Below are 23353 nucleotides of genomic sequence, written 5' to 3' on the forward strand. Positions count from 1 at the left end.
CAGCGCGGCAAAAGCCGAGACGCCTCCATGAGGGAACAAATATGCGACCCCAAAAAGCATTTGCAGCGTTGATGCCCTGCCTGGCTCTGCTCGGCGTGTCCATGATGTCGCCGGCAAACAGTGCCCTGGCCACCGAGGGCAAGCCAGGCGGCACACTCCGACTGCTGGCCAATGCCGCGGCAGGCACCGCCGATCCGCACATCAACTACACGCTGCAGTATTTCCAGATCAATTATGTCCTCTACGATGGCCTGGTGACCTACAAGAAGGCCGGGGACAAGACCGGTTTCGAAGTCGTCGCGGACCTGGCGGAAAGCCTCCCGCAGGTCGAGAACGGCGGCAAGACCTACGTCTTCAAGCTGCGCAAGGGCATCAAATTCGCGGATGGCTCGGATGTCACCACGAAGGACGTGGTGGCTTCGTTCCAACGCATCTTCAAGATCAGCGGGCCGACGGCCGGGACCTTCTACAAAGGCATCGTCGGCGCGGATGCGTGCTTGAAGACGCCTGCGACGTGTACCCTCGAAGGTGGCCTGTCAGTCGACGACGCCGCCGGAAACATTACCTTCAATCTGGTCCAGCCGGATGCCGAGTTCCTGCAGAAGCTGGCTGTTCCGCATGCGTCGATCCTGCCGGCGAGCGCGCCGCCGAAGGACGCCGGCACCGATCCGATCCCGGGCACCGGACCCTACATGATCGCCAGCTACGATCCCAACAAGCTGATGAAGATTGTGCGCAACCCTCATTTCAAGGAATGGAGCAAGGAAGCGCAGCCGGCCGGATATCCGGACGAGATCGACTACGAATTCGGCCTAACCGACGAGGCGGCGGTGACCGCTGTCGAGAACGGCCAGGCGGACTGGATGTTCGACCCGCCGCCGTCCGACCGTCTCGCTGAACTCGGCACCAAATATGCCAAGCAGGTCACGGTTCATCCGCTGACAGCGATGTGGTACGCGCCGATGAACACCAATCTGGCGCCGTTCAACGACATCCGCGTTCGCCAGGCAGTGAACTTCGCGATCGACCGCGCCGCGATCGTCAAGCTGTTCGGCGGCAGCAATCTGGCGCAGCCGGCCTGCCAGATCCTGCCACCGGGCTTCCCGTCATTTGCGGCCTATTGCCCGTTCACCGCCAATCCAGGCGAGAAGTGGTCAGCACCGGATATGGACAAGGCCAAGCAATTGGTCGCTGAATCGGGAACCGCAGGTCAGGAGGTGACGATCATCACCGAGGACACCACGGTTTCCAAAGCGATCGGCGTCTACCTGCAGGATGTGCTCAACCAGCTTGGCTACAAGACGTCGGTCAAGCCGATCTCGCAGAACATACAGTTCACCTACATCCAGAACACCAATAACAAGGTGCAGATTTCGATCTCGCAATGGTTCCAGGACTACCCGGCGCCATCGAATTTCCTGCAGGTCTTGTTCAGCTGTGCCTCGTTTACGCCGGGCTCCGACGCCTCGGTCAATATTTCGGGGTTCTGCGACAAGTCGATCGACGCATCGATGGATGAGGCAGAGGCAGCCACCATCGCCGATCCGGCCAAGGGCGCGACACTCTGGACCGCCATCGACAAGGCTGTGACGGACAAGGCTCCGGTCGCTGTCCTGTTCACGCCAAAGCGCGTCGATATGATCTCTTCCAGGCTGAAGAACTTCACCTTCAGCCCGCAATTCTACTGGATTGTCAGCCAGTCCTGGGTGGAATAGCCGACCGGAGCCAATGCAACGGAGTGCCGCTGGCTCTCCGTCGCATTTCCTTTTCCGGCGGATCAGCGCATCTTCCAGGCCGCGATTTTTCCCAGGCAATCCTGTTCATGGTCAATGTCATTGCGGATCAGCCTGCCATCCCGGTTCGCCGGGCCACCGATGGCCCGTGGCGCACCGCTTGGCGCAAGCTGAAAGGCGATCGTTCGGCAATATCTGCCTTCGCCGTGCTCGTCGTCATCGTGATCGCCTCGCTCGCGGCGCCGCTTTATGCGCGATACGTCTCCGGCACCGATCCATTTGTGACCAATCTCAATGGCGAGATCGTCGTCGATGGGGTGACCCAGCCGGTGCTGCAGCCCTCCACCGAAGGCCTTGGCCTCGGCATGACGCCGGTCGGGCCGACCTCGCGCATCGGACCCTATATGCTGGGTGCCGACAACCAGGGCCGTGACGTCGCGGCGCGGCTGCTTTACGGCGGACGGGATTCGCTGTTGATCTCGGGTGCTGCAGCCGTGCTGTGCCTTGTCCTCGCGACATTCCTTGGGGTCGTTTCCGGCTTCTTCGGCGGCATCGTCGACATCGGCCTGTCGCGCATTCTCGACGTGCTCTGGGCTTTTCCGATTTTCCTGTTGGCAATTTCATTGTCGATCGTGCTGATTGCGCAGAGTATCCAGATCGGTCCGTTCGAAATCCGCTCCGGCAGCCTGTGGCTACCGGTCTTCATCATCGGCATCGTCTATGTGCCCTATGTGGCGCGGCCGATCCGCGGCCATGTCCTGACCTTAATGCATGCCGAATTCGTCACCGCTGCGATCGGCCTTGGCGCATCGCCCTGGCGCATCCTTTTGCGCGACATCATGCCCAATGTGGTGACCCGCATCATCGTTTTCGTGCCGTTGATCCTGGCGCTCAACATGATGACGGAATCCTCGCTGTCGTTCCTGTCGATCGGCGTGCAGCCGCCGGATGCCAGCTGGGGCACGATCATCCAGGACGGCCAGGGCCTGCTCTATTCGCGGCCGGTCGTGGCACTGGCGCCGGGGCTAGCCATTGTGATCACGGTGCTGGCTCTAAACATTCTGGGCGACGGCGTGCGCGACGCGCTCGATCCGAAATCCTCGCCGAGGGGCGTCTAGTGGTTGCCGCGCTCGGCTTCCGGCTTGGCCAGATGGTGCTGGTTATGTTCGGTATCAGCGTCGTCGCTTTCCTGATCTTCTTTGCGACGCCTGGCGCTGATCCATCGGCGCGCATTGCTGGCCGCAATGCTTCGCAAGAGACGCTGATCCAGGTGCGCCACGATTTCGGTCTCGACCGGCCATTGCCGGTGCAATATGGGCTGATGATGAACCGGCTTTTCGTCAGCCGCGATCTCACCTCCTTCGTCAATCGCGGGCAGCGCGTCATTCCGACCGTGATAAGCGCCATTCCCGTGACGCTGTCGCTGGTCGGCGGCGCGGCAGTGCTGTGGGTGCTCGGCGGATTGATCGTCGGTGTGATCGCAGGCGCAACGCGCGGTACATTCATTGATCGCGCGCTGATGATCCTGAGCCTGGTAGGTGTGTCGATCCCGGTCTTCTGGCTGGGCGAGGTCGCCAACCTGCTGACGCAAAGCCGCTGGCACGACAACTGGCTGTTTTCCTGGGTTCCTCCGCTCGGCTACATCCCCCTGACCGAGAATCCCTGGGGCTGGTTCAAGGCGCTCGTCATTCCGTGGTTCACGCTGGCAACCCTTTATGTCGGCCTCTACGGCCGGGTGCTGCGGGCAAGCCTGATCGAAATGATGCAGGAGGATTTCATCCGCACCGCCCGGGCCAAGGGGATCGGCGAACGCCGGGTGCTGCTGCATCATGGCCTCAGGACCTCTTTGGTCGCATTCGTCACCATGTTCGGCCTCGATTTCGGTGCCTTGGTCGGCGGCGGCGCGCTGTTGACCGAAGTGGTCTTCGGATTGCAGGGTGTCGGAAAACTGACGTATGAGGCGCTGCAGACCCTCGATCTGCCGATGATCCTGGCCACGGTGATTTACGCCGCCTTCTTCGTGGTGATGGCAAACTTCGTCGTCGACGTCGTCTTCGTCATAATCGACCCGAGGGCGCGCAATGTCGGCTGATGCTCCCCTTCTGGTGGTCAAGGACCTCACTGTCTCCTTCCGCAGCGACGAAGGCCTGGTGCGGGCGGTGGGAGGTGTTTCGTTCTCCGTCGAGCAGCGCGAGATCGTCGGTGTGGTCGGCGAATCCGGTTCGGGCAAAAGCCAGACCTTGCTCGCCATTATGGGGTTGATCGACAGCCCCAACGCTATCGTCTCCGGTTCCATCCGTTTCATGGGACAGGAGCTGATCGGGCTCAAGCGGCGTGCGCTCGATGCCATCCGCGGCCGCCAAATCGCGATGATCTTCCAGGATCCGATGTCTGCGCTCACCCCGGTGCATACGATCGGCAACCAGATCGGCGAGCAGGTCCGCGCGCATGAAAAGGTGTCGGCGAAAGCGGCACGGGCGAGGGCCGTGCAATTGCTGGATGCCGTCGGCATCGCAAATCCGGATCGGGTCATCGACAGCTACCCGCACCAGCTTTCCGGCGGTATGCGCCAGCGCGCGGTGATTGCCATGGCGCTCTCGTGCAACCCGGCGCTGCTCGTCGCGGATGAACCGACTACAGCCCTCGATGTTACCGTGCAGGCGCAGATCCTCGAACTGATCGGACGATTGCGCGACCAGTTCGGTTCCGCTGTGATCCTGGTCACGCATGATCTTGGCGTCGTCGCCGAAGTCGCGGACCGGGTACTGGTTATGTATGGCGGACGCTTTGTCGAGGAGGGCGGCAAGAGCAGCGTGTTCCGGGCGCCGCTGCATCCCTACACATGGGGCTTGTTCGGCTCGATCCCGCCGATGGAGGGACCACGTCCAGCCCGGCTCGCTGCCATTCCGGGAATTCCGCCGTCGCTCTCCAACCTGCCGAAAGGCTGCGCCTTCAGCCCCCGCTGCGCCTTTCGCCACGACGCCTGTCTGGTTCAACTGCCGATCATGCAAGGCGAGAGCCATCGCGCCGCGTGCCTGTTGCCGGAGCCTACGCGCAGACAATTCGCTGCCCAGAGGCCTGGCGGCGTGGTGGAGATGCAACGATGAATGCCATGCCACGCGAACGTCCGCTGCTTCGTGCCGGCGACCTGTCGAAGCGCTATAGCGTCGGCCGCTCGATCTTCCCGGCGCAGCGCCGGACCGTGCATGCGGTTGATACGGTGTCGCTAGACATCTGGCCCGGGGAGACCCTCGGCATCGTCGGCGAGTCCGGTTGCGGCAAATCCACGCTTGGCCGGTGTCTGGTGCGTCTGACCGAAATCAGCTCGGGGTCGCTGGAATTCGAGGGCCGCGACATCAGCGACGCCTCCCAGCGCCAGCTTCGTCCGTTGCGGCGGCAGATGCAGATGGTCTTTCAGGATCCCAGCGCTTCGCTCAATCCGCGCCGGCGGGTCGGCGATCTGCTGGCCGATCCGTTCCGCATCCATGAACGCCTCTCGGCATCGGAAATGGCGGACCGCGTGGCCGAGCTCCTGCGCCGGGTCGACTTGTCGCCCCAGCACGCATCGCGCTACCCGCACGAATTCTCCGGCGGCCAGCGCCAGCGTATCGGCATCGCCCGCGCGCTGGCGCTGCGGCCACGGCTGATCGTGGCCGACGAGCCGGTCTCGGCGCTCGACGTGTCGATCCAGGCGCAGATCGTCAATCTGCTCGCCGACCTGCGCGAGGAGTTCAACTTGACCTATGTGTTCATCGCCCACGATCTTTCCGTGGTGCGTCAAATCTCGAGCCGTGTGGCGGTGATGTATCTGGGGTCAATCGTGGAGAGCGGGCCGACCGACGAGGTCTTTGCGGCGCCCAGACATCATTACACCGCGGCGCTGCGTTCCGCCGTGCCGATACCCAGCATCGACCGGGCGCGGCGCGGCCGGCTGGTGCTCAAGGGTGATCTGCCCAGCCCGATGAACCCACCCTCGGGGTGCCGGTTCCACACCCGTTGCCCAGCTGCCACCCCGATCTGCCGCAGCGAGCGCCCGCTTCTCCAAAGCATTGGCGAGGGCCGCCTGGTTGCTTGCCATCATCCAGCCGGCGGTTGACGAGGGAATTCTCGTTCAACGATATCCGGACCGTCAGCCGTAATCATTGCTTCGGCGAGAATAGAGGCCGATCTGGACGCCGCACGATCCGGCGCTATGTTGCGCTTCGGCGGCCGGGCATCGCGGATGCCTAATACTAAAGTAACTGTTCTCGCGTTGCCGAGCGATGCTACGATTTGAAGGACGGCGGCCGTACAGCGCTGCGTGATTTTGCGCCGGCGAGGACGGAATGTGGGAGGCCACTCTTCGTGCTGCAGCAGGCTGCCGCCGACATGTTGCTCGGTTGTCGACCATAAGGGAGGAAGTCACCAATGAAGATATCGTACCTGGTCTCGGCCGCGCTTCTTGCAGCGACCGCGATGCCTGCCGCAGCCGCCGAGATTTCCGACGGCAAGATCAAGATCGGCATTCTCAACGACCAGTCGGGCGTCTATGCCGATTTCGGCGGCAAGTGGTCGGTCGAGGCCGCCAAGATGGCGGTCGAGGATTTCGGCGGCAAGGTACAAGGCTCGCCGATCGAGATCGTCAGCGCCGACCACCAGAACAAGCCGGACATCGCCTCCAACATTGCGCGGCAGTGGTATGACACCGAACAGGTCGATTCCATCATGGAACTGACCACCTCCTCGGTGGCGCTCGCCGTCCAGGGAATTTCCAAGGAAAAGAAAAAAATTGACATCGTCACCGGCGCCGCGACCACCGAGCTAACCGGTAAACAGTGCTCGCCCTATGGCTTCCACTGGGCCTACGACACGCATTCGCAGGCAGTGGGGACTGGTGGCGCTCTCGTCCAGCAAGGCGGCGACAGCTGGTTCTTCGTCACAGTCGATTATGCATTCGGCTATTCGCTGAAGGAGCAGACCGCAAAGTTCGTCGAGAGCCATGGCGGCAAGGTGGTTGGCGAGGTGCGTTACCCGCTCGGCTCGACCGACTATTCATCCTTCCTGCTGCAGGCGCAATCGTCGGGCGCCAAGGTTATCGGCCTGGCGAATGCCGGCCTCGACACCTCCAACTCGATCAAGCAAGCGGCCGAATTCGGTATCGTGCAGGGTGGTCAGCGGCTTGCAGCACTTCTGTTCACGCTGGCCGAGGTGCATGGGCTCGGTCTCGAGGCGGCGCAAGGCGTGGTGCTGACCGAAGGTTTCTACTGGGATCGCGACGACAAGAGTCGCGAGTTCGCCCAGCGCTTCTTCAAGCGCACCAACCGCATGCCGAATATGATCCAGGCCGCCACCTATTCAGCGGTGACCCAGTATTTGAAGGCGATCGACAAAGCCGGCACCGATGGAACCGAGGCGGTCGCAAAGGAATTGCATGCGATGCCGGTGAACGATGTCTTTACGGCAAACGGCAAAGTGCGGGCCGACGGCAACATGGTTCATGACATGTATCTTTATCAGGTCAAGTCGCCGAGCGAGAGCACCAAGGAGTGGGACTATTACAAACCGCTCGCTACGATCCCCGGTAACGAGGCGTTTCTGAGCCCCAAGGAGAGCGGCTGTCCCATGGCAGGCGAGTGATTGGCGGACCGATGGCGCCGCCTGAACCGGATCGGCCGCGGGTGGTGCTTTCCGCCCGCGGCCTGCGGCGTGACTTCGCCGGCTTTGTTGCGGTCAGGAATGTCGATCTCGACCTCTACCACGGCAACATCCACGCGCTGATCGGACCCAACGGCGCCGGCAAGACCACCGTCTTCAACCTGCTCACCAAGTTCCTGCCGCCGACCAGCGGCAGGATCGAACTGCTCGGCCACGACATCACCCGCACCTCGCCGGCCAAGGTCGCGCGGATGGGCCTGGTGCGCTCGTTCCAGATCTCGGCGGTGTTTCCACATCTCAGCGTGCTCGACAATGTGCGTGTTGCGCTGCAGCGGCCGGGCGGGCTCAGCGTTCAGTTCTGGCGCTCGCTGTCTGCGCTCGATCGATTGACGCCGCGCGCCGAGGAGCTTTTGCGGTCGGTCGGCCTCGACGATGCCAAGAACAGGCCCGCCGCCGATCTCTCCTATGGCAGGAAACGCGTGCTCGAGATCGCCACGACGCTGGCGCTCGACCCGAAAGTGCTGCTGCTCGACGAGCCGATGGCCGGCATGGGGCACGAGGATGTGCGCACGGTTTCCGACATCATCCGCTCGGTCGCCAGGGAGCGTGCGGTGCTGATGGTCGAGCACAATCTGACTGTTGTAGCCGATCTTTGCGACTGGATAACCGTCATGCAGCGCGGCGAAATCCTTGCCGCCGGCGACTACTCCACGGTCAGCCGCGACGAGCGGGTGAGGATCGCCTATATGGGCACCGCCGATGAGTGACGCCGCGCCGCTTCTCGCAGTCCGCGGCCTCAACGCCTGGTATGGCGAGAGCCATGCGCTGCACGGCGTCGATCTTGAGGTCTTTCCAGGTGAAACTGTGACGTTGCTGGGCCGCAACGGCGTCGGCAAGACTACGACATTGCGCGCCATTATCGGGCTGATCCGCCAGCGGACCGGCCAGATTTTTTTCGACGGCAAGGATCTGATGCGCCTGCCATTGCACCGGACCGCGCATCAAGGCATCGGCCTGGTGCCGGAGGAACGCGGCATCTTTGCGACGCTGACCGTGGACGAGAATCTGGTTCTGCCGCCGATCGTCGCCGAGGGCGGCATGAGCGTGCAGGAAATATTCGATCTTTTCCCCAATCTGAAGGAGCGCCGCAACAGCCCGGGCACCAGGCTGTCGGGCGGCGAGCAGCAGATGCTGGCGATCGCGCGCATGCTCAGAACCGGCGTGAAAATGCTGCTTCTCGATGAGCCGACCGAGGGCCTGGCTCCGGTCATTGTGCAGCGCATCGGCGATCTGCTGGCGACGATGAAAAAGCGCGGCATGACGATCCTGCTGGTCGAGCAGAATTTCCGCTTTGCCAGCCGCGTCACCGACCGTTTCTACCTGATGGAGCACGGCAAGGTCGTGGCGGGCTTTCCGGTCGGCGAACTGCCGGATCGCATGACGCTGCTGCATGAAGTGCTGGGTGTATGATGGCGCCATGACGATGATCTTCGGGATACCCGTTCAGGCATTCCTCGGCCAATTGCTGGTCGGCCTCATCAACGGCTCGTTCTACGCAATGTTGAGCCTGGGCCTGGCTGTCATATTCGGCCTGTTGCGCGTCATCAATTTTGCCCACGGCGCGCTCTATATGCTCGGCGCCTTCGTCGGGTACCTGCTTCTCACCCGGTTCGGCATCGGCTACTGGCCGGCTCTGATCCTGTCGCCGCTGATCGTCGGCGGCTTCGGCGTCGTGGTCGAGCGCCTGGCGCTGTCGAGGCTTTACGGCATCGACCCGCTTTACGGGCTGCTTTTCACCTTTGGCCTCGCGCTCGTGCTCGAAGGGGTGTTCCGTTACTACTATGGCGTATCGGGAAGTCCTTATTCCGTGCCGCCGCTGCTCTCCGGGGGAACCAATCTCGGCTTCATGTTCCTGCCCAATTATCGCGGCTGGGTGGTGGTCGCCTCGATGATCGTCTGTTTCGGCACCTGGGCGCTGATCGAGAAGACCAGGCTGGGCTCCTATCTGCGCGCGGCGACGGAGAACCCCGGCCTGGTGCAGGCTTTCGGCGTCAACGTGCCGTTGCTGCTGACCCTCACCTACGGCCTCGGCGCCGCTCTTGCCGGACTTGCAGGGGTTCTCGCCGCGCCGATCTATCAGGTGAGCCCGCTGATGGGATCTGACCTCATCATCGTCGTCTTCGCCGTCGTCGTGGTCGGCGGCATGGGATCGATCCTCGGGGCGATCGTCACCGGTTACATGCTTGGCCTCGCCGAAGGCCTGACCAAGGTCTTCTATCCCGAAGCCTCCAATCTGGTGGTCTTCGTCATCATGGCAATCGTGCTTCTGGTCCGGCCAGCCGGCCTGTTCGGAAGGGATGCCTGAGATGGCCGAACTGACACTTCGCGAGACGCGTGCCAAGAATTCGGCACGGCTTGAATGGGCGCTGGTCGGGCTCGGCATCCTGGCGCTGCTGGTGGCGCCTTTCTTCGTCTATCCGATCTTCCTGATGAAGATGCTGTGCTTTGCGCTGTTTGCCTGCGCGTTCAACCTTCTGCTCGGCTACACCGGGCTGTTGTCCTTCGGCCATGCGACATTCTTCGGCGGGGCGGCCTATTTCACCGCATACGCGGTCAAGGTCTGGGGCTGGCCACCGGAAGCGGGCATCCTGCTCGGTGTCCTGGGTGCCGCGCTGCTCGGCCTTGTGATGGGCTTCTTTGCCATCCGCCGGCAAGGCATCTATTTCGCCATGATCACGCTGGCGCTGTCGCAGATGTTCTTCTTCTTCTGCGTGCAGGCGCCGTTCACCGGAGGTGAGGACGGCATCCAGGGCGTGCCGCGCGGCAGGCTGCTTGGAATGCTCGACCTGAACGTCTCGATGAACATCTATTATTTCGTGCTGGCGGTCTTCCTGATCGGCGTGTTCGCCATCTGGCGCATCATCAACTCGCCTTTCGGCATGATCCTGCGTTCCATCCGGGAAAACGAGAGCCGGGCCATTTCGCTTGGCTATTCCGTCGCCAACTACAAGCTGGCGGCTTTCGTCATGTCGGCAACATTGGCCGGGCTGGCCGGCGCGCTCAAGGCGATCGTTTTCCAGTTTGCCACACTCACCGACGTCACCTGGCAGATGTCCGGCGAGGTGATCCTGATGACGCTCCTCGGCGGCATCGGCACCATGGTCGGGCCGATCATCGGCGCCAGTCTGGTCGTCGGCCTGGAGAACACGCTCGCCACCTCGAATTTTCCAGTGACCATCGCCACGGGCCTGACCTTCATGGTCTGCGTGCTGGTTTTCCGGCGCGGTATTGTCGGTGAGATCTATGCGCGATTTCTCGGGCCAAAGGGTGACGCGAAAGACTGAACGGGTCAGCGCCGCCTCGCTAGGCGATGCGTACACCTTGCGCGTCGAGAAGTACGCAACCCAGCGGGTCGAAGCAGACATCGACCGTTTCGCCTTCGCGCAGCGGCTGTCCGTCGATCAACGTGTTGGCGCGCACCAGCGTGCCGGCGCCGATGTCGATCTCGTAGACCGCATTGCCGCCGAGATAGGAGGTCGAGACGATCCGTCCCGCCAGCCTGTTGGCAGCACCGGCGGTACCGACGGTAAGCTTCTGCGGGCGAACGACGACGGTGACCGCGCTGCCGGTCGCGAGCGCCTTCGGCGCGGCCGCCTTTACGACATGGCCGGTGGCCAGCGCGATCGTCGCCATCTTGCCGTCCATCACTGTCACGCTGCCGGGCAGCATGTTGGCCTTGCCCAGGAAATTGGCGACGAATGCGGTGGCCGGCTGGTCATAGACCTGCGCGGGGGAGCCGATCTGCTCGATCAGGCCGGCGTTCATCACGACGATGTGGTCGGACATCGACAAGGCTTCTTCCTGGTCGTGCGTCACGAAGATAGCGGTGATGCCCGTCTCCCTCTGGATTTTCTTGATCTCGACGCGCATGTCCTCGCGCATATTGGCGTCGAGCGCCGACAAGGGCTCGTCCAGCAGCAGCACTTCCGGCTCGAAGACGATGGCGCGGGCCAGTGCGATGCGTTGCTGCTGGCCGCCCGAGAGCTGCGACGGCAGCTTTGTCTCACTGCCGGGCAGCCGCACCATATCCAGCGCCTTCTTGACCCGGCGCACGATTTCCGGTTTCGGCACGTTCCGGTATTTCAGGCCGAATGCGACGTTGTCGAAGACGTTCTTGTGCGGAAAGAGCGCGTAGTTCTGGAACACCAGACCAATGTTGCGCTTATAGATCGGGATGTCGTCGACCCGCTTTCCGCCGATCGAGATCTGGCCACTGGAGAGGTCGACCAGGCCCGCGATCGAGCGCAGGATCGTCGTTTTGCCGCACCCGGACGGCCCCAGCAAGGTGACGAAACTACCTTTGCGGATTGCCAGTGAAAAATCGCGCACAGCGGCGAACTTGCCGTAGAAAATATCGATGTCGCGAAACTCGACCGCAGGCTTTCCTATCGGCTGCCGCTCGCTCTGGGCGAGCGGGTCGCCATCAGCCCCGGCCGAAGCCGGCCGGGGCTGCTGGTCGTGGCTGTTGTCGTCATGCACCTTTCGACACCCTGTCCCATTGCTTGGTCCAGGCGTCTTCGTTCTTCGCCCAGTAGAGCGGATCGGCGAAGGTCAGCGATTTCATCGATCCAGTCGGGTCGAAGGCCGGAAGCGCCGCGATCTTGTCGGTCAGCTTCACCTTGGTGGGGTCAAGCGATGGCGGATAGTTCTGGCCCTCGGCGACGGCGATCGAGGTGGCAGGATCCAGCATGAAGTTGATCAGTTCCTCGCATTCGGCCATCGGCGAACCCTTGAGCACCAGCATGTCCTCCATCCACGCGTATGAGCCGGCAGGGTCGAGATAGCCGATCGGCTGGCCCTGCTGCTGCAGGGCGGCGACACGTCCTGACCAGGCGTCGGTGACGACGATCTCGTTGCGCGACAGGAGGTCCATCAGTTCCGCGCCGGAACTCCAGAATTTCTTGGCCAGATCGCGGGTCTCGCGAACCTTGGCCCAGACGACGTCCATGTCCTGGATGTTGTTGGGGTCCTGTTTCGTCTGCAGCGCCGCATACCAGACGCGCGTCGTCATATCGGCGTAGCCGCCGATCTTGCCGGCATATTTCTTGTCGGTAAGCAGGTTGGCGCCCTTTTCCTTGGCTTCCTCCGGCGAGATGACCTTGTTGTTGTAGGCGATGCCGGTGGTGCCGTAATCATATGGCACTGCCGACAGCTTCGGCGTGATCTTGCGGAACGGCTCGATCATGGCGGTCAGGACATTCGCCATGTTCGGAATGTTTGCCTCGTTGATCTCCGAATTGAAACCGCCATTGACGTATTTGATGTAGTAGTTGACGCCGGAAGAATGGACGATCTGGAAGTCGCCTGGTTTCGACGTCTTGATCTTGGTGATGATCTCGTTCTCGTCGCCAAAGGTGCCCTGGACGACCTTGACCTTGGACTTGGCGGTATAAGGCTGGAACGCGTACTTATCGATCGCCTCCTGCACCACGCCGCCCCATCCGTCGAAGCGCACTTCCGAAACCGCGGCCAGCGCCCGTCCCATCCAGGGCATGGAAAGCCCGGTGGCGGCAGCAGCGGCGGCCGTCAGCGTCAGGAATGATCGCCGGCTGATGTCGCCATTGGCATAGCGTTCGTTGAGCCGTTCCAGTCGTTTGGTGGTTGTCAGTTTCATTTCCATTCTCCCATTTTCATTTTCACTTGCCTGCCTTGAACCAGGTGAGGCTTTGCAGGATGAGCCCGCCTGCCAAGGGAATGCCGACCGTCAAAAGGATCATGACGGTTCCGAGCGCGTTCACCTCAGGGCTGATCGAGATCTTCAGCATCGAAAGGATTTGCGTCGGCATGGTCTCGACGCCGGCCGGCCGCCAGAACAGGCTGGCCGAGGTGTTGTCGAACGAAATGGTGAAAGCGAGCAGAACACTGGCAAGCACTGCGGGAATGAGCAGCGGCAGCGTGATTTCGCGGAATGTCGACACGCGCGGCGCCCCGAGCGAAAGCGCCGCCTCCTCATAGGAACGTTTTATGCCGACCATGCGCGCCTGGACGATCAGCACCACGTAGGGGAGCGTGAGCATAATGTGGCCGAGCACCAGCAGCGTCATGCTGCGCGGCTGGTCGACGGCTTTGATCATGACCAGCAGGCCGACGCCGAGTATCGTTTCGGGGACCAGCGCGGGAAGAATGACAAGCGTGTTGATCGCCTGCTTGCCACGGAACTCGAAGCGCACCAGCGCCAATGCCGCCATGATGCCGAGCAGCGTCGTCACCGTTGCCGTCACCAGGGCAATCCACATCGATGTCCGGAAGGCGTCGAGAACCGGCTCGTTGGTGAGCAGCTTTTCGTACCATCGCAGGCTGAAGCCGGTGAGGGGAAAGCCGCCGAACATCGAGGCATTGAAGGAAAGCACGACCGTGGCGAGGATCGGCGCAAACATGAAGACGTAGACGCACACCGTGATCGCGCCGGTCAGCCGCCACACCCATCTGCCTTCGCGATCGGGATGGTCCGCTCTCATGCACTGAGGCCCTTCATGATCTGCGATAGGCCCATATAGCGGCTATAGGCGGCCGCGGCCGCGCCGAGCAGGACGAACAGGACGATGGAAAGCGTGGCGCCCATCGGCCAATTGAGCTGCCCCATGATGGTGTCGTAGATCAAGTTGCCGAACAGCGCATCGCGGCTGCCACCGAGCAGCTGCGGCGTCACATAGGAGCCGGCCGCCAGCACGAAGCAGAGCAGCAGCCCGGCGCCCAGCCCGGGCATCGATAGCGGCAGGGTCACTTCGCGAAACGCCTGCGCGCTGGTACAGCCCATCGAGCGGGCGGCGGCGATCAGCGTGCGGTCGATGCTTTCCAGGCTGACATAGACGTTCAGGATCATATAGGGCAGCAGAAAATGCAGCAGCCCCATGATGACGGCGCCCTCGGTGTAGAGCATCGGCAACGGCTCGTTGATAATCCCCAGCCTGATGAGCACGACGTTGATCAGCCCCTGTTCGCCGAGAATATGGATCCACGAGAATGTCCGGATGGTGAAGCTGATCCAGAACGGCACGATGAGCAGCAGCAACAACAGCCATTTGTGCCTGAAGGTCGTGGCCCAGATGAAATAGGCGGGAAAATAGCCAAGGATCGCGCAGATCACAGCGGTGATGGCGCCGACGCGAACGGTCTTCCAAAGAAAACCGTGATAGTAGCTGTCGGTGAGGAATTCCTTCCAGTTGTCGAAGGTCAGCACCGCCGACTCCACCCCCGCGGTGACGAAGGTGAAAAACGTGTAGACCGTCATCATCGCGATCGGCAGCAGCAGAAGCAGGGTAAGCAGTAAAAGCACAGGCGCGACGAGGACCCAGGCCAGTCGCTGATCGTATAATTTCCACCCTTTGGTCACGACCCGTCCAACCGCTTTATGTGCAAGCCGCCATCACCGGGCTCGGCTCCGGACTAGATTGGGCGATCGGCGTTCAGGTGTCCACTCTGCATATGGCTCCTGCACAAATTCTGTGCAGGGCCCCGCGCGACCCTCGCCCTGCCGGATTCAACAAATTGCCCGGCGTTCCGCCTGCACATTGATTAAATCAGGTATCCCGATATACAGGGTAATTTCGGATATGGATTTTACATGGGCCGGGCAATTTCATGAGTCGCAATTTTCTGGTGATTGAACCTGAGGAAGGCATTGCCGTGCTCAAGGGGCTTGCCTCCTCGGCGCGGATCTCGATGCTGAAACTGCTGCATGAGAAGGGGCCGATGAATGTCAACGAAATCGCCGCCGTGCTGTCGCTTCCGCAGTCGACCGTCTCGACCAACATCCAGGTGCTGGAGGATGCGGGGCTGATCCGCACCGAGAACCTGAAAGCGAAGAAAGGCAGTCAGAAAATCTGTTATCCGACGGCGGAAGAAGTGCTCGTCGTGTTCAAGAGCGAATATCGTGCGGTCAAGAACGACGCGATCGAAGTGTCGATGCCGATCGGGCTTTATACCGGCTTCGAGGTTACCGCGCCCTGCGGCCTTTGTTCGCCGGACGGCATCATCGGTCTACTCGATGTGCCGAACACTTTCCTCGATCCGGACCGCATGAAAGCCGGTCTGCTATGGTTCACGCGCGGTTTTGTCGAATACCAGTTCCCCAACAATGCCAAGCTCGCCAATGCCGAAATCACCGGACTCGAAGTTGCGATAGAACTGTCTTCGGAAGTGCCGGGCACCAGCGCCGATTGGCCCTCGGACATCACGCTGACGATCAATGGCGTCGATGTCGGCACCTGGACGTCGCCGGGGGATTTCGGCGACAAGCGCGGCGTCTTCACGCCCTCCTGGTGGAAGCTCAAGGGCTCGCAATACGGTAAGCTGAAGAACTGGCGAATTGCCAATGACGGCACCTATGTCGACGGCCTCAGGATGTCCGAAACCGGGCTCGCCGCACTCGATCTGAAGAGCCATCATTCAATCCGCGTCCGTATCGGCGTCAAGGACGACGCCAAGCGCCCCGGCGGGATCAATATTTTCGGCAAGGGCTTTGGAAATTACGATCAGGACATCCTGCTCAGGATCAAAACTGGTTGATATCATGAAACCGGGTTCTGAAGATAACGCAGCAATTTCAACTATCTGGCTTTCTGCTGTTCCAAAGCGTTCGTCTAATTGTCCTACATTTGGCTATTTTGGCTTGACGAAGGGCTGCCAATTCCTCTTTGATATCGGGCAAGATGATTTAAATCATCGTTTGTGATATCGATGGGAGGAATGCATGAAGGCAGCCGTTACGGCTCATCCGCACTATGTTGTCTCGGAAATCGATCCGAGGCTCTACGGATCCTTCATCGAGCATCTGGGGCGGGCAGTTTACACTGGCATCTATGAGCCCGGCCATCCGACAGCGGATGCCAACGGCATGCGTCAGGACGTCATCGATCTCGTCAGGGAACTCAATGTTCCGATCGTCCGCTACCCCGGCGGCAATTTCGTCTCGGCCTACAATTGGGAAGACGGCATTGGCCCCAAGGAACAGCGTCCAGTGCGCCTCGACCTCGCGTGGCACACGTCGGAAAGCAACGAAGTCGGCCTGCATGAATTTGCCGATTGGTGCACCTCCGCCAACACCGAGATGATGCTTGCCGTCAATCTCGGCTCGCGCGGCCTCGATGAAGCCCGCAACCTGCTGGAGTACGCCAACCATCCCGGCGGCAGCAAATGGAGCGACAAGCGCATCGCCAACGGCCGCAAGGAGCCGTTCGACGTCAAGCTCTGGTGCCTCGGCAATGAAATGGATGGCCCCTGGCAGATCGGCCACAAGACCGCGGACGAGTATGGCCGGCTGGCGCATGAGACGGCCAAGGCCATGCGTGCCTTCTCCAACTCACTTGAGCTGGTGGTCTGCGGCTCTTCGAATGCCAAGATGCCGACCTACCCTGAATGGGAAGCGACGGTTCTCGACCATACCTACAACGAGGTCGACTACATCTCGCTGCACATGTATTTCGACAACGAAGCCAACGACGCTCCGAACTATCTCGCCATGAGCGAAAAGCTCGACGACTACATTGTCTCGGTCGCCGGCGTCATCGAGTATATCAAGGCCAAGAAGCGCTCCAACAAGCAGGTCTACATCTCGTTCGACGAATGGAACGTCTGGTACCATTCCAAGGAGCAGGACAGGAAGATACTCGGCGGCAGCAACGGCTGGCCGTTCGCCCCGCCGTTGCTCGAAGACATCTATAATTTCGAGGATGTGCTGCAGGTCGGCCTGATCCTCAACACCTTCATCCGCCGTTCCGATGTCGTCAAGATCGCCTGCCTGGCACAACTGGTCAATGTCATCGCGCCGATCATGACCGTTCCGAATGGCCCGGCATGGCGGCAGACGATTTTTTATCCCTATCTGTTTGCTTCTAACTATGGTCGCGGCAATGCGCTGGATCTCAAGGTGGAAAGCCCGACCTACAAATCCAGCGTTGCGGGCGATGTCGCTTATGTCGATGTTGCCGGCGTGCACGACAGGCAAACCGGCCACGTCACCTTCTTCGCGGTCAACCGCCATTCGAGCGAGGCAATCGAAACAGTGGTCGACCTCACCGGCTTCGGCGCGGCGGAGATCGTCGATCACCAGGTGATGGCACACGCCGATCTGAAAGCCGTCAATTCGGCCGAAAACCCTGGCAATGTCGGCCCCAGGAAGGGCGAGGGCGCCTCGCTCGCCAGCGGCAAGCTGAGCCTGTCACTGCCGCCCTATTCCTACCAGGTCATACGCCTGAGGCTCTGAGTTCAGGCGGATCATCGAGAAAGCGCAAACGCTGAGGAGGAGCGTCGACGTGACGGCCGATATCGAGATCAGGAACGTGAGCAAGCAGTTCGGTGCCATGACGGTGCTGGATCATCTGTCGCTCTCCATAAGGGCACGCGAATTCATCGTGTTCCTGGGCCCGTCCGGCTGCGGAAAATCGACGCTTCTTCGAATGATTGCCGGGCTCGAAGCTGTCGATAGCGGCGAGATTGCCATCAACAACGAGCGCATCGATCATCTGCCACCGGGCAAGCGCGGCATTGCCATGGTGTTCCAGTCCTATGCGCTTTATCCGCACATGACGGTGCGCGACAACATGGCCTTCGGGCTTGCGAATATCGGCGTTCCAGGCAAGGTCATCGAGGCGCGCATCAACGAAGCCGCCCGCATCCTCGAAATGCCGCATCTGCTCGATCGCAAGCCGGGCCAGCTCTCCGGTGGTCAGCGCCAGCGCGTCGCCATCGGCCGTGCGATCGTCAAGGAGCCGAAGGCCTTTCTGTTCGACGAGCCGCTTTCCAATCTCGATGCGGCGTTGCGCACCCGCACCCGCATCGAGCTTGCCCAGCTTCACCAGCGGCTGCAATCGACGATGATCTTCGTCACCCATGACCAGGTCGAGGCAATGACGCTGGCCGACCGCATCGTCGTCATGAACAATCGCAAGATCGACCAGATCGGTACCCCGATGGAGATCTACGAACGCCCGGCGACCAAATTCGTCGCGGGTTTCGTCGGCGCGCCGGCGATGAACTTCGTCGATGCGACGCTTGACAGATCCGGCGAGAACGCCACGGCCAGGTTTGCGGACGGCGTCTCGGTGCAGACCAAGATCGCCTCCAGCCAACTGACCGATGGCAAGTACACTTTCGGCATCCGTTCTGAAGACGTGCGCATCGTTGCCGCCGGACAGGGCAATGCCGGCGGCGTGGTCGATGTGCTCGAGCGGCTCGGCGAACGCACCCTGATCTACGCGCGGCTGGGCGATGGCCAGCAGATCGTCGGCTCGGATGCCGGCAACAGCCGCGTCGCCGTCGGCGACAGAATCGGGCTCGCCTTTGACGGCCAGAAATCGCATCTGTTCAACGAGACCGGCCGCGCCTGGCATGCGAGGGAGGCCTGAGATGGCTGACCGGCTGGCGATGTCCCCGACCGCGACACTTGCTGTCGGCGTCAGAGCCCCTACCGCCGACATCTATGCGCCGCAATGGCGAAACGTCATTTTCGTTGCGCCATTCTTGTTCTTCTTCACCACGCTGCTGCTCTTCCCGCTGCTCTGGGGGATGTGGCTGAGTTTCCACAAGGCCGACACGTTCTCGTCCGGAAATTTTGTCGGTCTCGGCAATTACGCCAGGCTGTATCACGACAAGGTCTTCCTGCAATCGATCTGGAACACCTTCTATTTCGTGCTTCTGACGGTGCCGACGCTGGCGCTGATCGGCCTTTTCCTGGCGCTTTGCCTCAACCGCCGCACGCGCGTTGCCGCGGTTTTGCGGACGCTGTTCTTTTCCTCGTCGGTGCTATCGGTCACCATCGTCACGCTGATCTGGCGCATCGTCTTCATTCCGAATGTCGGGCTGTTGTCGACGATTTACGGATGGTTCGGCGCAACGGCTCCGGCCTTCATTTCCGATCCCAGCTTGGCGATGGTCGGCATCGCCATTGCCACCATCTGGTGGTGCATCGGCCTGCCGATGATGCTCTTTCTCTCAGCACTCCAGCAGATCCCGCAGGACATTTACGAGGCGGCAGCGCTGGACAATGCCAATCGCTGGCAAACGCTGCGGTCGATCACGCTGCCGTCGATCAAGCGGACCTTCATCCTGGTGATCATCATCCAGATCGTGCTGCAATTCCAGCTGTTCGGCCAGGCCTGGCTAATGACGCGCGGCGGTCCGAACAATCTGACCAAGCCGATCGTGCTCTATATCTACGATACCGCATTCCGTCGCTGGGATCTCGGCCTGGGCGCCGCCGCATCGGAAATCCTGTTCATCCTCATCCTGGTCGCGGCCATGGCCCAGTACCTGGTGACACGCAGCAGGGGAGACCAGGCATGAGCGCCCCAGCAGCTTCCATCAAGGGCCGGGCATTTGGCGACCATTTGTTATTGGCCCTGGTCATCCTGCTTTCGATCGTCATGATCGCGCCGGTTCTGTGGGTCGTCGGTCTATCACTCAAGGACAATACGGAGCTGATGGCCGATCCGAACTCGGTGTTTCACGCACCCTATACGCTGAAGAACTACATCAACACCGTCGGCACCTCGTCCGTGTTCATCTGGGTGCGCAACAGCATCATCGTCTCGGGCGGATTGACGCTCGGCACGTTGATCCTGTCGTCGCTCGCGGGCTACGGTTTTGCACGGCTGAATTTCCCCGGCCGAGACGCGCTGTTCGTGATCGTTCTGTTCGGTCTGGCGGTCCCGGAACAGGCCGTGCTTGTCGCCCGTCACCAGATCTTCAGCATGCTGAAGTTCCACAACACCTATCAAGGGCTCATTCTGCCGGGCCTTTCGGCTCCGTTCGGTGTCTTCCTGATGACCCAGTATTTCAAGGCCATCCCGAAGGAGCTGGACGAAGCCGCCATGCTCGATAACGCCAGCCGGCTCAGAATTTTCTGGAAGGTGCTTCTGCCGCTCACGCTGCCTGCGCAGGCGACGCTCGGCATCTTCACCTTTCTCGGCGCCTGGAATGACTACTTCTGGCCGCTGATTTCGGCGACGAGGAAGGACATGTTCACGCTGACGGTCGGCATGGCCTCGACCCAGACCAACTTCGCCCAGTCCGAAGGCATCGGCTTCCTGATGGCGCAGGCGGTGTTCGCCGGTGCACCGATCCTGATCGTCTACCTGTTCTTCCAGAAATACATCGTCACGGCAGTCTCCGGCGCTGCGGTGAGATAACGAAGATTGCCTGACGGCCGGGGGGAATGCGCAGCAATTGAAGCACGAAAGCCAATCCAGGGTGGAGCGGCGGAAACTCAGTAGGAGGAACTGATATGAAACTGAAGAAAATACTGTTTGCCGCAGTCTCTGCGGGCGCAATGATGCTCGCAAGTCCAAGCTTCGCGGCCACGGAGCTGAGCGTGCAGCGCTTTTTCGGCGCCTGCGATGCCGATTTCGGCACCAACACCGATGCCACCAAGGCCGTTGGCGAATGCGGCATCATCACCTCGCTAATCAACAAGTTCAACGCCGACAATCCCGATGTCCATGTCAACGTCACCACCGTGGAATGGCCCGGCTATGATCAGCTGACCGCGCAGTTCGCTTCAGGCGACGCTCCGGACATCGTCACGATCCATGAATCCGTACTGTCGGATTATCAGTCGAAGGGCCTGTTGATGCCGCTCGACGATCTCTTGAAGTCGGTCGGCGTGACACCCGACGCCTTCACCGACGCGGCACGCAATGGCGCCACCAAAGACGGCAAGGTCTATGGCCTGCCGATCGACAGCTGGACGATGCTCTATCACGTCAACATGGATCTTTTCAAACAAGCCGGCCTGGTCAATGCCGACGGCACGCCGATTTTTCCAAAGTCGGCCGAGGAACTGCTCGCCCAGGCCGAACAGTTCAAGCAGAAGACGGGCAAGCCTTATTTCGTCCAGAACCTGACCAATGAGACTGCACTCTACACACGCAACCTCTATACCTATCTTTTCCAGCAGGATTCCGATTTCTTCGCCGATCCGAAGCATGTGAAGTTGAATACGCCGGAAGCCAAGAAGGTCATCGAGATGTACAAGGCGATCTTCGAGAAGGGCTACACCACCAAGGATCTCGATTATGGCGGGTCGATCAACGCCTTCCTTGCCGGCGAGGGTGGCGTCCACCTTAACGGCACCTGGGTGGTCGGCGATTACAACGCGCAGTCCGAGACCAAGGGTACGGCGCTCAACAAGGGCGGCTATGCGGTCTATCCGTATCCGCAGCTGTTTGGCGGCGCCCACGCGCAGTATGCCGACGGCCACACCTGGGCCGTTTCGCAGAAAGACCGCACGCCCGAACAGATCGCGGCCATCGGTAAATTCCTGAAGTTCTTCGCCGACAACGACTTCGAATGGTCGCGCACCGGTCACCTGCCGGCCTATAAGGCCGTCATCACCTCGGACGCCTTCAAGGCCCTGCCGCATCGCAACACGATCTCTGCGGTCGCTGATCTCGGCAAGCCGCTGCCGTCCGCCGTACAGCGTCAGTTTGCGATCCAGGACATTATCGGCGAAGAGATGAGTGCAGCAATCAGTGGCCAGAAGGACATCGACACCGCCCTTGCCGACATGGAAAGCCGCGTCAACGAATTGCTCGCCAACATCTGACCACCGGTTTCGAAAGGCCCTCCCAAGGCACCCCGCGGCTGGAAACGGCCGCGGGTTTTTAGTGAGGCAGTGATTATTGTCCTCGAATTGCGCGACTTGCCGGTGGCGACCGGGTCAAACACGCCAACCACGGCGCCGCAACCTCGGCAGCAGCCGACGCAAGCCCTGACTGGAGGATTCCGCTAAGCATTTTGCAGCCAAGTGGAACCACTTGGCGTCGCACAAATGCGGCTGAAACAAACAGATAGAGCGGAATGCCCGATTCGATCCAAATGCATTCCGCTCTAGAACGCCGCGGCTATGGGCATTGCGACCTTGTTGGGGATCTGGATGTCGATCTCCAATCTCGACGTCGTTTCGCCGTGATCCATGCTCACCTGCAGGAAATCCTGGTCGACCTGAACATGCCGGGCGATCACCGCCATGATCTCCTCGCGCAACACCGAGACGAGATCGGGCTGGTTGCGGCTTCGACGCTCGTAAGCCAACAGCAGTTGCAAGCGCTCGCGCGCCACCGGCGCGCTGCCGCGGCGCTTGAAGATATCGAGCAGGTTCATGCTGCCCTCCTTCCCAACAGCCGGTCGAGGAGGCCCCTCCGCTCGAAAGGCAGAATGACCGGCAGGTCCTCGCCCTCGAGTCTTCTTGCCGCGTCGATATAGGCGCGTGCGGCGGGGTTAGTGTTTTCGCTGAGCGTAACCGGCGCGCCCACATTGGATGCGCGCAGCACGTCCTGGCTCTCGGGAATTATTCCCAGCAAGGGCGTCGACAGGATCTCGAGCACGTCATCGATGCTCAGCATCTCGCCGCGGGCAGCGCGCGCAGCATCGTAGCGCGTGACGAGGACGTGTTTGACAATCGATTCACCTTGCTCGGCTTTCATCGTTCTAGAGTCGAGCAGGCCGATGATGCGATCGGAATCTCGGACCGAGCTCACTTCCGGGTTGGTGACGATTACCGCCTCGTCGGCAAAGCGCATGGCAAGTTGCGCGCCCCGCTCTATGCCGGCCGGACTGTCGCAGAAGACGTAGTCGAAAACGGAGCGCAGCTTGTCGATGACGTCGGCGACGCCTTCCTCGGTGAGAGCATCCTTGTCGCGCGTTTGCGAGGCCGGCAGCAGGAACAGCGTTTCGAGCCGCTTGTCACGGATCAGCGCCTGCGAAAGCTTGGCGGTTCCCTGAATGACGTTGACGATATCGAAAACAACGCGCCGCTCGGCGCCCATGATCAGATCGAGGTTGCGCAGGCCGACGTCGAAATCGACGAGAGCCACCCGCTTGCCGGTTTTCGCGACCGCGGCGCCGAGAGCGGCCGTCGAGGTCGTCTTGCCGACACCCCCTTTGCCGGATGTGACAACCACTACCTTGCCCATATTTGTGCCTCCAAT

23 protein-coding genes are annotated in these 23353 nt (G+C 61.0%); 17 read left to right on the forward strand and 6 right to left on the reverse strand.

Translation table 11 applies throughout. The features are described 5' to 3' along the window. Positions 1–41 precede the first annotated feature (41 nt). The 10 genes from NKH93_RS06925 (at position 42) to NKH93_RS06970 (ending at position 10711) form a co-directional block, all read left to right on the forward strand. The gene (locus NKH93_RS06925; protein ID WP_352921056.1) at positions 42–1715 is read left to right on the forward strand and encodes an ABC transporter substrate-binding protein; all 1674 of its coding nucleotides are present in this window, start codon (positions 42–44) and stop codon (positions 1713–1715) included. Between the two features lie 107 nt (positions 1716–1822). Then, positions 1823–2851, forward strand: a complete 1029-nt coding sequence (locus NKH93_RS06930) for an ABC transporter permease (RefSeq protein WP_352921058.1) — start codon at positions 1823–1825, stop codon at positions 2849–2851. After that, entirely contained in the window at positions 2851–3825 is a 975-nt protein-coding gene (locus NKH93_RS06935; RefSeq protein ID WP_352541714.1) for an ABC transporter permease, read from the forward strand. Before NKH93_RS06930 ends, NKH93_RS06935 begins: the two co-directional genes overlap by 1 nt. Continuing rightward, positions 3815–4840 (forward strand): ABC transporter ATP-binding protein, encoded by a 1026-nt coding sequence (locus NKH93_RS06940; protein WP_352472482.1) that lies wholly within the window; start codon positions 3815–3817, stop codon positions 4838–4840. Before NKH93_RS06935 ends, NKH93_RS06940 begins: the two co-directional genes overlap by 11 nt. Beyond that, on the forward strand, positions 4837–5829 hold the full coding sequence (locus tag NKH93_RS06945) for an ABC transporter ATP-binding protein (RefSeq protein WP_352472483.1): 993 nt from the start codon (positions 4837–4839) through the stop codon (positions 5827–5829). Before NKH93_RS06940 ends, NKH93_RS06945 begins: the two co-directional genes overlap by 4 nt. A 311-nt stretch (positions 5830–6140) precedes the next feature. Continuing rightward, positions 6141–7349, forward strand: coding sequence for an ABC transporter substrate-binding protein (locus NKH93_RS06950; protein WP_352921060.1), 1209 nt, complete (start codon positions 6141–6143; stop codon positions 7347–7349). A gap of 11 nt (positions 7350–7360) precedes the next feature. Continuing rightward, a complete protein-coding gene (locus NKH93_RS06955) occupies positions 7361–8134 on the forward strand; it encodes an ABC transporter ATP-binding protein (protein ID WP_352472485.1) in 774 nt (257 codons plus the stop codon). Further along, positions 8127–8837, forward strand: a complete 711-nt coding sequence (locus NKH93_RS06960; RefSeq protein ID WP_352472486.1) for an ABC transporter ATP-binding protein — start codon at positions 8127–8129, stop codon at positions 8835–8837. Before NKH93_RS06955 ends, NKH93_RS06960 begins: the two co-directional genes overlap by 8 nt. A gap of 7 nt (positions 8838–8844) precedes the next feature. Then, positions 8845–9732 carry a branched-chain amino acid ABC transporter permease gene (locus NKH93_RS06965; RefSeq protein WP_352921062.1) on the forward strand — a complete coding sequence of 296 codons (888 nt, stop codon included), beginning with the start codon at positions 8845–8847 and terminating at the stop codon, positions 9730–9732. A gap of 1 nt (position 9733) precedes the next feature. Beyond that, entirely contained in the window at positions 9734–10711 is a 978-nt protein-coding gene (locus NKH93_RS06970) for a branched-chain amino acid ABC transporter permease (protein WP_352683173.1), read from the forward strand. Positions 10712–10730: 19 nt separating this feature from the next. Here NKH93_RS06970 and NKH93_RS06975 read toward each other — a convergent pair whose 3' ends face one another. The 4 genes from NKH93_RS06975 to NKH93_RS06990 are packed head-to-tail and all read right to left on the reverse strand — an operon-like array spanning position 10731 to position 14760. Beyond that, positions 10731–11906: an ABC transporter ATP-binding protein gene (locus tag NKH93_RS06975; RefSeq protein WP_352683176.1), complete on the reverse strand. Its 1176-nt coding sequence runs from the start codon at positions 11904–11906 to the stop codon at positions 10731–10733. Then, a complete protein-coding gene (locus NKH93_RS06980) occupies positions 11899–13041 on the reverse strand; it encodes an extracellular solute-binding protein (protein WP_352683178.1) in 1143 nt (380 codons plus the stop codon). Before NKH93_RS06980 ends, NKH93_RS06975 begins: the two co-directional genes overlap by 8 nt. A 22-nt stretch (positions 13042–13063) precedes the next feature. Further along, positions 13064–13885, reverse strand: a complete 822-nt coding sequence (locus NKH93_RS06985) for an ABC transporter permease (RefSeq protein ID WP_352821405.1) — start codon at positions 13883–13885, stop codon at positions 13064–13066. Continuing rightward, positions 13882–14760 carry an ABC transporter permease gene (locus NKH93_RS06990; RefSeq protein ID WP_352851013.1) on the reverse strand — a complete coding sequence of 293 codons (879 nt, stop codon included), beginning with the start codon at positions 14758–14760 and terminating at the stop codon, positions 13882–13884. The genes NKH93_RS06985 and NKH93_RS06990 overlap by 4 nt, the downstream gene beginning before the upstream one ends. Positions 14761–15008: 248 nt before the next feature. Between NKH93_RS06990 and NKH93_RS06995 the strand changes: the two genes are divergently transcribed. The 7 genes from NKH93_RS06995 to NKH93_RS07025 all read left to right on the forward strand — a co-directional run bounded on the left by NKH93_RS06995 (position 15009) and on the right by NKH93_RS07025 (position 21969). Next, entirely contained in the window at positions 15009–15935 is a 927-nt protein-coding gene (locus NKH93_RS06995) for an ArsR/SmtB family transcription factor (protein ID WP_352683182.1), read from the forward strand. Positions 15936–15939: 4 nt separating this feature from the next. Then, positions 15940–16101, forward strand: a complete 162-nt coding sequence (locus NKH93_RS07000; RefSeq protein WP_352541706.1) for a hypothetical protein — start codon at positions 15940–15942, stop codon at positions 16099–16101. Between the two features lie 18 nt (positions 16102–16119). After that, complete coding sequence (gene arfA, locus NKH93_RS07005; protein WP_352921066.1) at positions 16120–17631, forward strand: arabinosylfuranosidase ArfA; 1512 nt, start codon at positions 16120–16122, stop codon at positions 17629–17631. Between the two features lie 49 nt (positions 17632–17680). Then, the gene (locus NKH93_RS07010) at positions 17681–18772 is read left to right on the forward strand and encodes an ABC transporter ATP-binding protein (protein WP_352921068.1); all 1092 of its coding nucleotides are present in this window, start codon (positions 17681–17683) and stop codon (positions 18770–18772) included. 19 nt (positions 18773–18791) lie between these two features. Then, positions 18792–19709, forward strand: a complete 918-nt coding sequence (locus NKH93_RS07015) for a carbohydrate ABC transporter permease (protein ID WP_502896440.1) — start codon at positions 18792–18794, stop codon at positions 19707–19709. Then, positions 19706–20554, forward strand: a complete 849-nt coding sequence (locus NKH93_RS07020) for a carbohydrate ABC transporter permease (RefSeq protein ID WP_352921072.1) — start codon at positions 19706–19708, stop codon at positions 20552–20554. The genes NKH93_RS07015 and NKH93_RS07020 overlap by 4 nt, the downstream gene beginning before the upstream one ends. Positions 20555–20649: 95 nt before the next feature. Next, a complete protein-coding gene (locus tag NKH93_RS07025; RefSeq protein ID WP_352921074.1) occupies positions 20650–21969 on the forward strand; it encodes an ABC transporter substrate-binding protein in 1320 nt (439 codons plus the stop codon). Between the two features lie 284 nt (positions 21970–22253). Here NKH93_RS07025 and minE read toward each other — a convergent pair whose 3' ends face one another. Together minE and minD are read right to left on the reverse strand one after the other, a co-directional pair. Further along, positions 22254–22526, reverse strand: coding sequence for a cell division topological specificity factor MinE (gene minE, locus NKH93_RS07030; RefSeq protein ID WP_352683186.1), 273 nt, complete (start codon positions 22524–22526; stop codon positions 22254–22256). Continuing rightward, entirely contained in the window at positions 22523–23338 is an 816-nt protein-coding gene (gene minD / locus NKH93_RS07035; protein ID WP_023677152.1) for a septum site-determining protein MinD, read from the reverse strand. Before minD ends, minE begins: the two co-directional genes overlap by 4 nt. Positions 23339–23353: the final 15 nt, after the last annotated feature.

Source organism: Mesorhizobium sp. M0954, assembly GCF_040319155.1.
Classification (GTDB): Bacteria; Pseudomonadota; Alphaproteobacteria; order Rhizobiales; family Rhizobiaceae; genus Mesorhizobium.

What these genes read in the sequence shown, in the direction of transcription:
- NKH93_RS06995 (WP_352683182.1), top strand. Translation starts at nt 15,009, where the DNA reads ATGAGTCGCAATTTTCTGGTGATTGAACCTGAGGAAGGCATTGCCGTG.
- NKH93_RS06930 (WP_352921058.1), top strand. Translation starts at nt 1,823, where the DNA reads ATGGTCAATGTCATTGCGGATCAGCCTGCCATCCCGGTTCGCCGGGCC.
- NKH93_RS06970 (WP_352683173.1), top strand. Translation starts at nt 9,734, where the DNA reads ATGGCCGAACTGACACTTCGCGAGACGCGTGCCAAGAATTCGGCACGG.
- minE (WP_352683186.1), bottom strand. Translation starts at nt 22,526, where the DNA reads ATGAACCTGCTCGATATCTTCAAGCGCCGCGGCAGCGCGCCGGTGGCG.
- NKH93_RS06985 (WP_352821405.1), bottom strand. Translation starts at nt 13,885, where the DNA reads ATGAGAGCGGACCATCCCGATCGCGAAGGCAGATGGGTGTGGCGGCTG.
- NKH93_RS07020 (WP_352921072.1), top strand. Translation starts at nt 19,706, where the DNA reads ATGAGCGCCCCAGCAGCTTCCATCAAGGGCCGGGCATTTGGCGACCAT.
- minD (WP_023677152.1), bottom strand. Translation starts at nt 23,338, where the DNA reads ATGGGCAAGGTAGTGGTTGTCACATCCGGCAAAGGGGGTGTCGGCAAG.
- NKH93_RS07015 (WP_502896440.1), top strand. Translation starts at nt 18,792, where the DNA reads ATGTCCCCGACCGCGACACTTGCTGTCGGCGTCAGAGCCCCTACCGCC.
- NKH93_RS06945 (WP_352472483.1), top strand. Translation starts at nt 4,837, where the DNA reads ATGAATGCCATGCCACGCGAACGTCCGCTGCTTCGTGCCGGCGACCTG.
- NKH93_RS07025 (WP_352921074.1), top strand. Translation starts at nt 20,650, where the DNA reads ATGAAACTGAAGAAAATACTGTTTGCCGCAGTCTCTGCGGGCGCAATG.
- NKH93_RS06960 (WP_352472486.1), top strand. Translation starts at nt 8,127, where the DNA reads ATGAGTGACGCCGCGCCGCTTCTCGCAGTCCGCGGCCTCAACGCCTGG.
- arfA (WP_352921066.1), top strand. Translation starts at nt 16,120, where the DNA reads ATGAAGGCAGCCGTTACGGCTCATCCGCACTATGTTGTCTCGGAAATC.
- NKH93_RS06965 (WP_352921062.1), top strand. Translation starts at nt 8,845, where the DNA reads ATGACGATGATCTTCGGGATACCCGTTCAGGCATTCCTCGGCCAATTG.
- NKH93_RS06950 (WP_352921060.1), top strand. Translation starts at nt 6,141, where the DNA reads ATGAAGATATCGTACCTGGTCTCGGCCGCGCTTCTTGCAGCGACCGCG.
- NKH93_RS07000 (WP_352541706.1), top strand. Translation starts at nt 15,940, where the DNA reads ATGAAACCGGGTTCTGAAGATAACGCAGCAATTTCAACTATCTGGCTT.
- NKH93_RS06940 (WP_352472482.1), top strand. Translation starts at nt 3,815, where the DNA reads ATGTCGGCTGATGCTCCCCTTCTGGTGGTCAAGGACCTCACTGTCTCC.
- NKH93_RS06980 (WP_352683178.1), bottom strand. Translation starts at nt 13,041, where the DNA reads ATGAAACTGACAACCACCAAACGACTGGAACGGCTCAACGAACGCTAT.
- NKH93_RS06925 (WP_352921056.1), top strand. Translation starts at nt 42, where the DNA reads ATGCGACCCCAAAAAGCATTTGCAGCGTTGATGCCCTGCCTGGCTCTG.
- NKH93_RS06955 (WP_352472485.1), top strand. Translation starts at nt 7,361, where the DNA reads ATGGCGCCGCCTGAACCGGATCGGCCGCGGGTGGTGCTTTCCGCCCGC.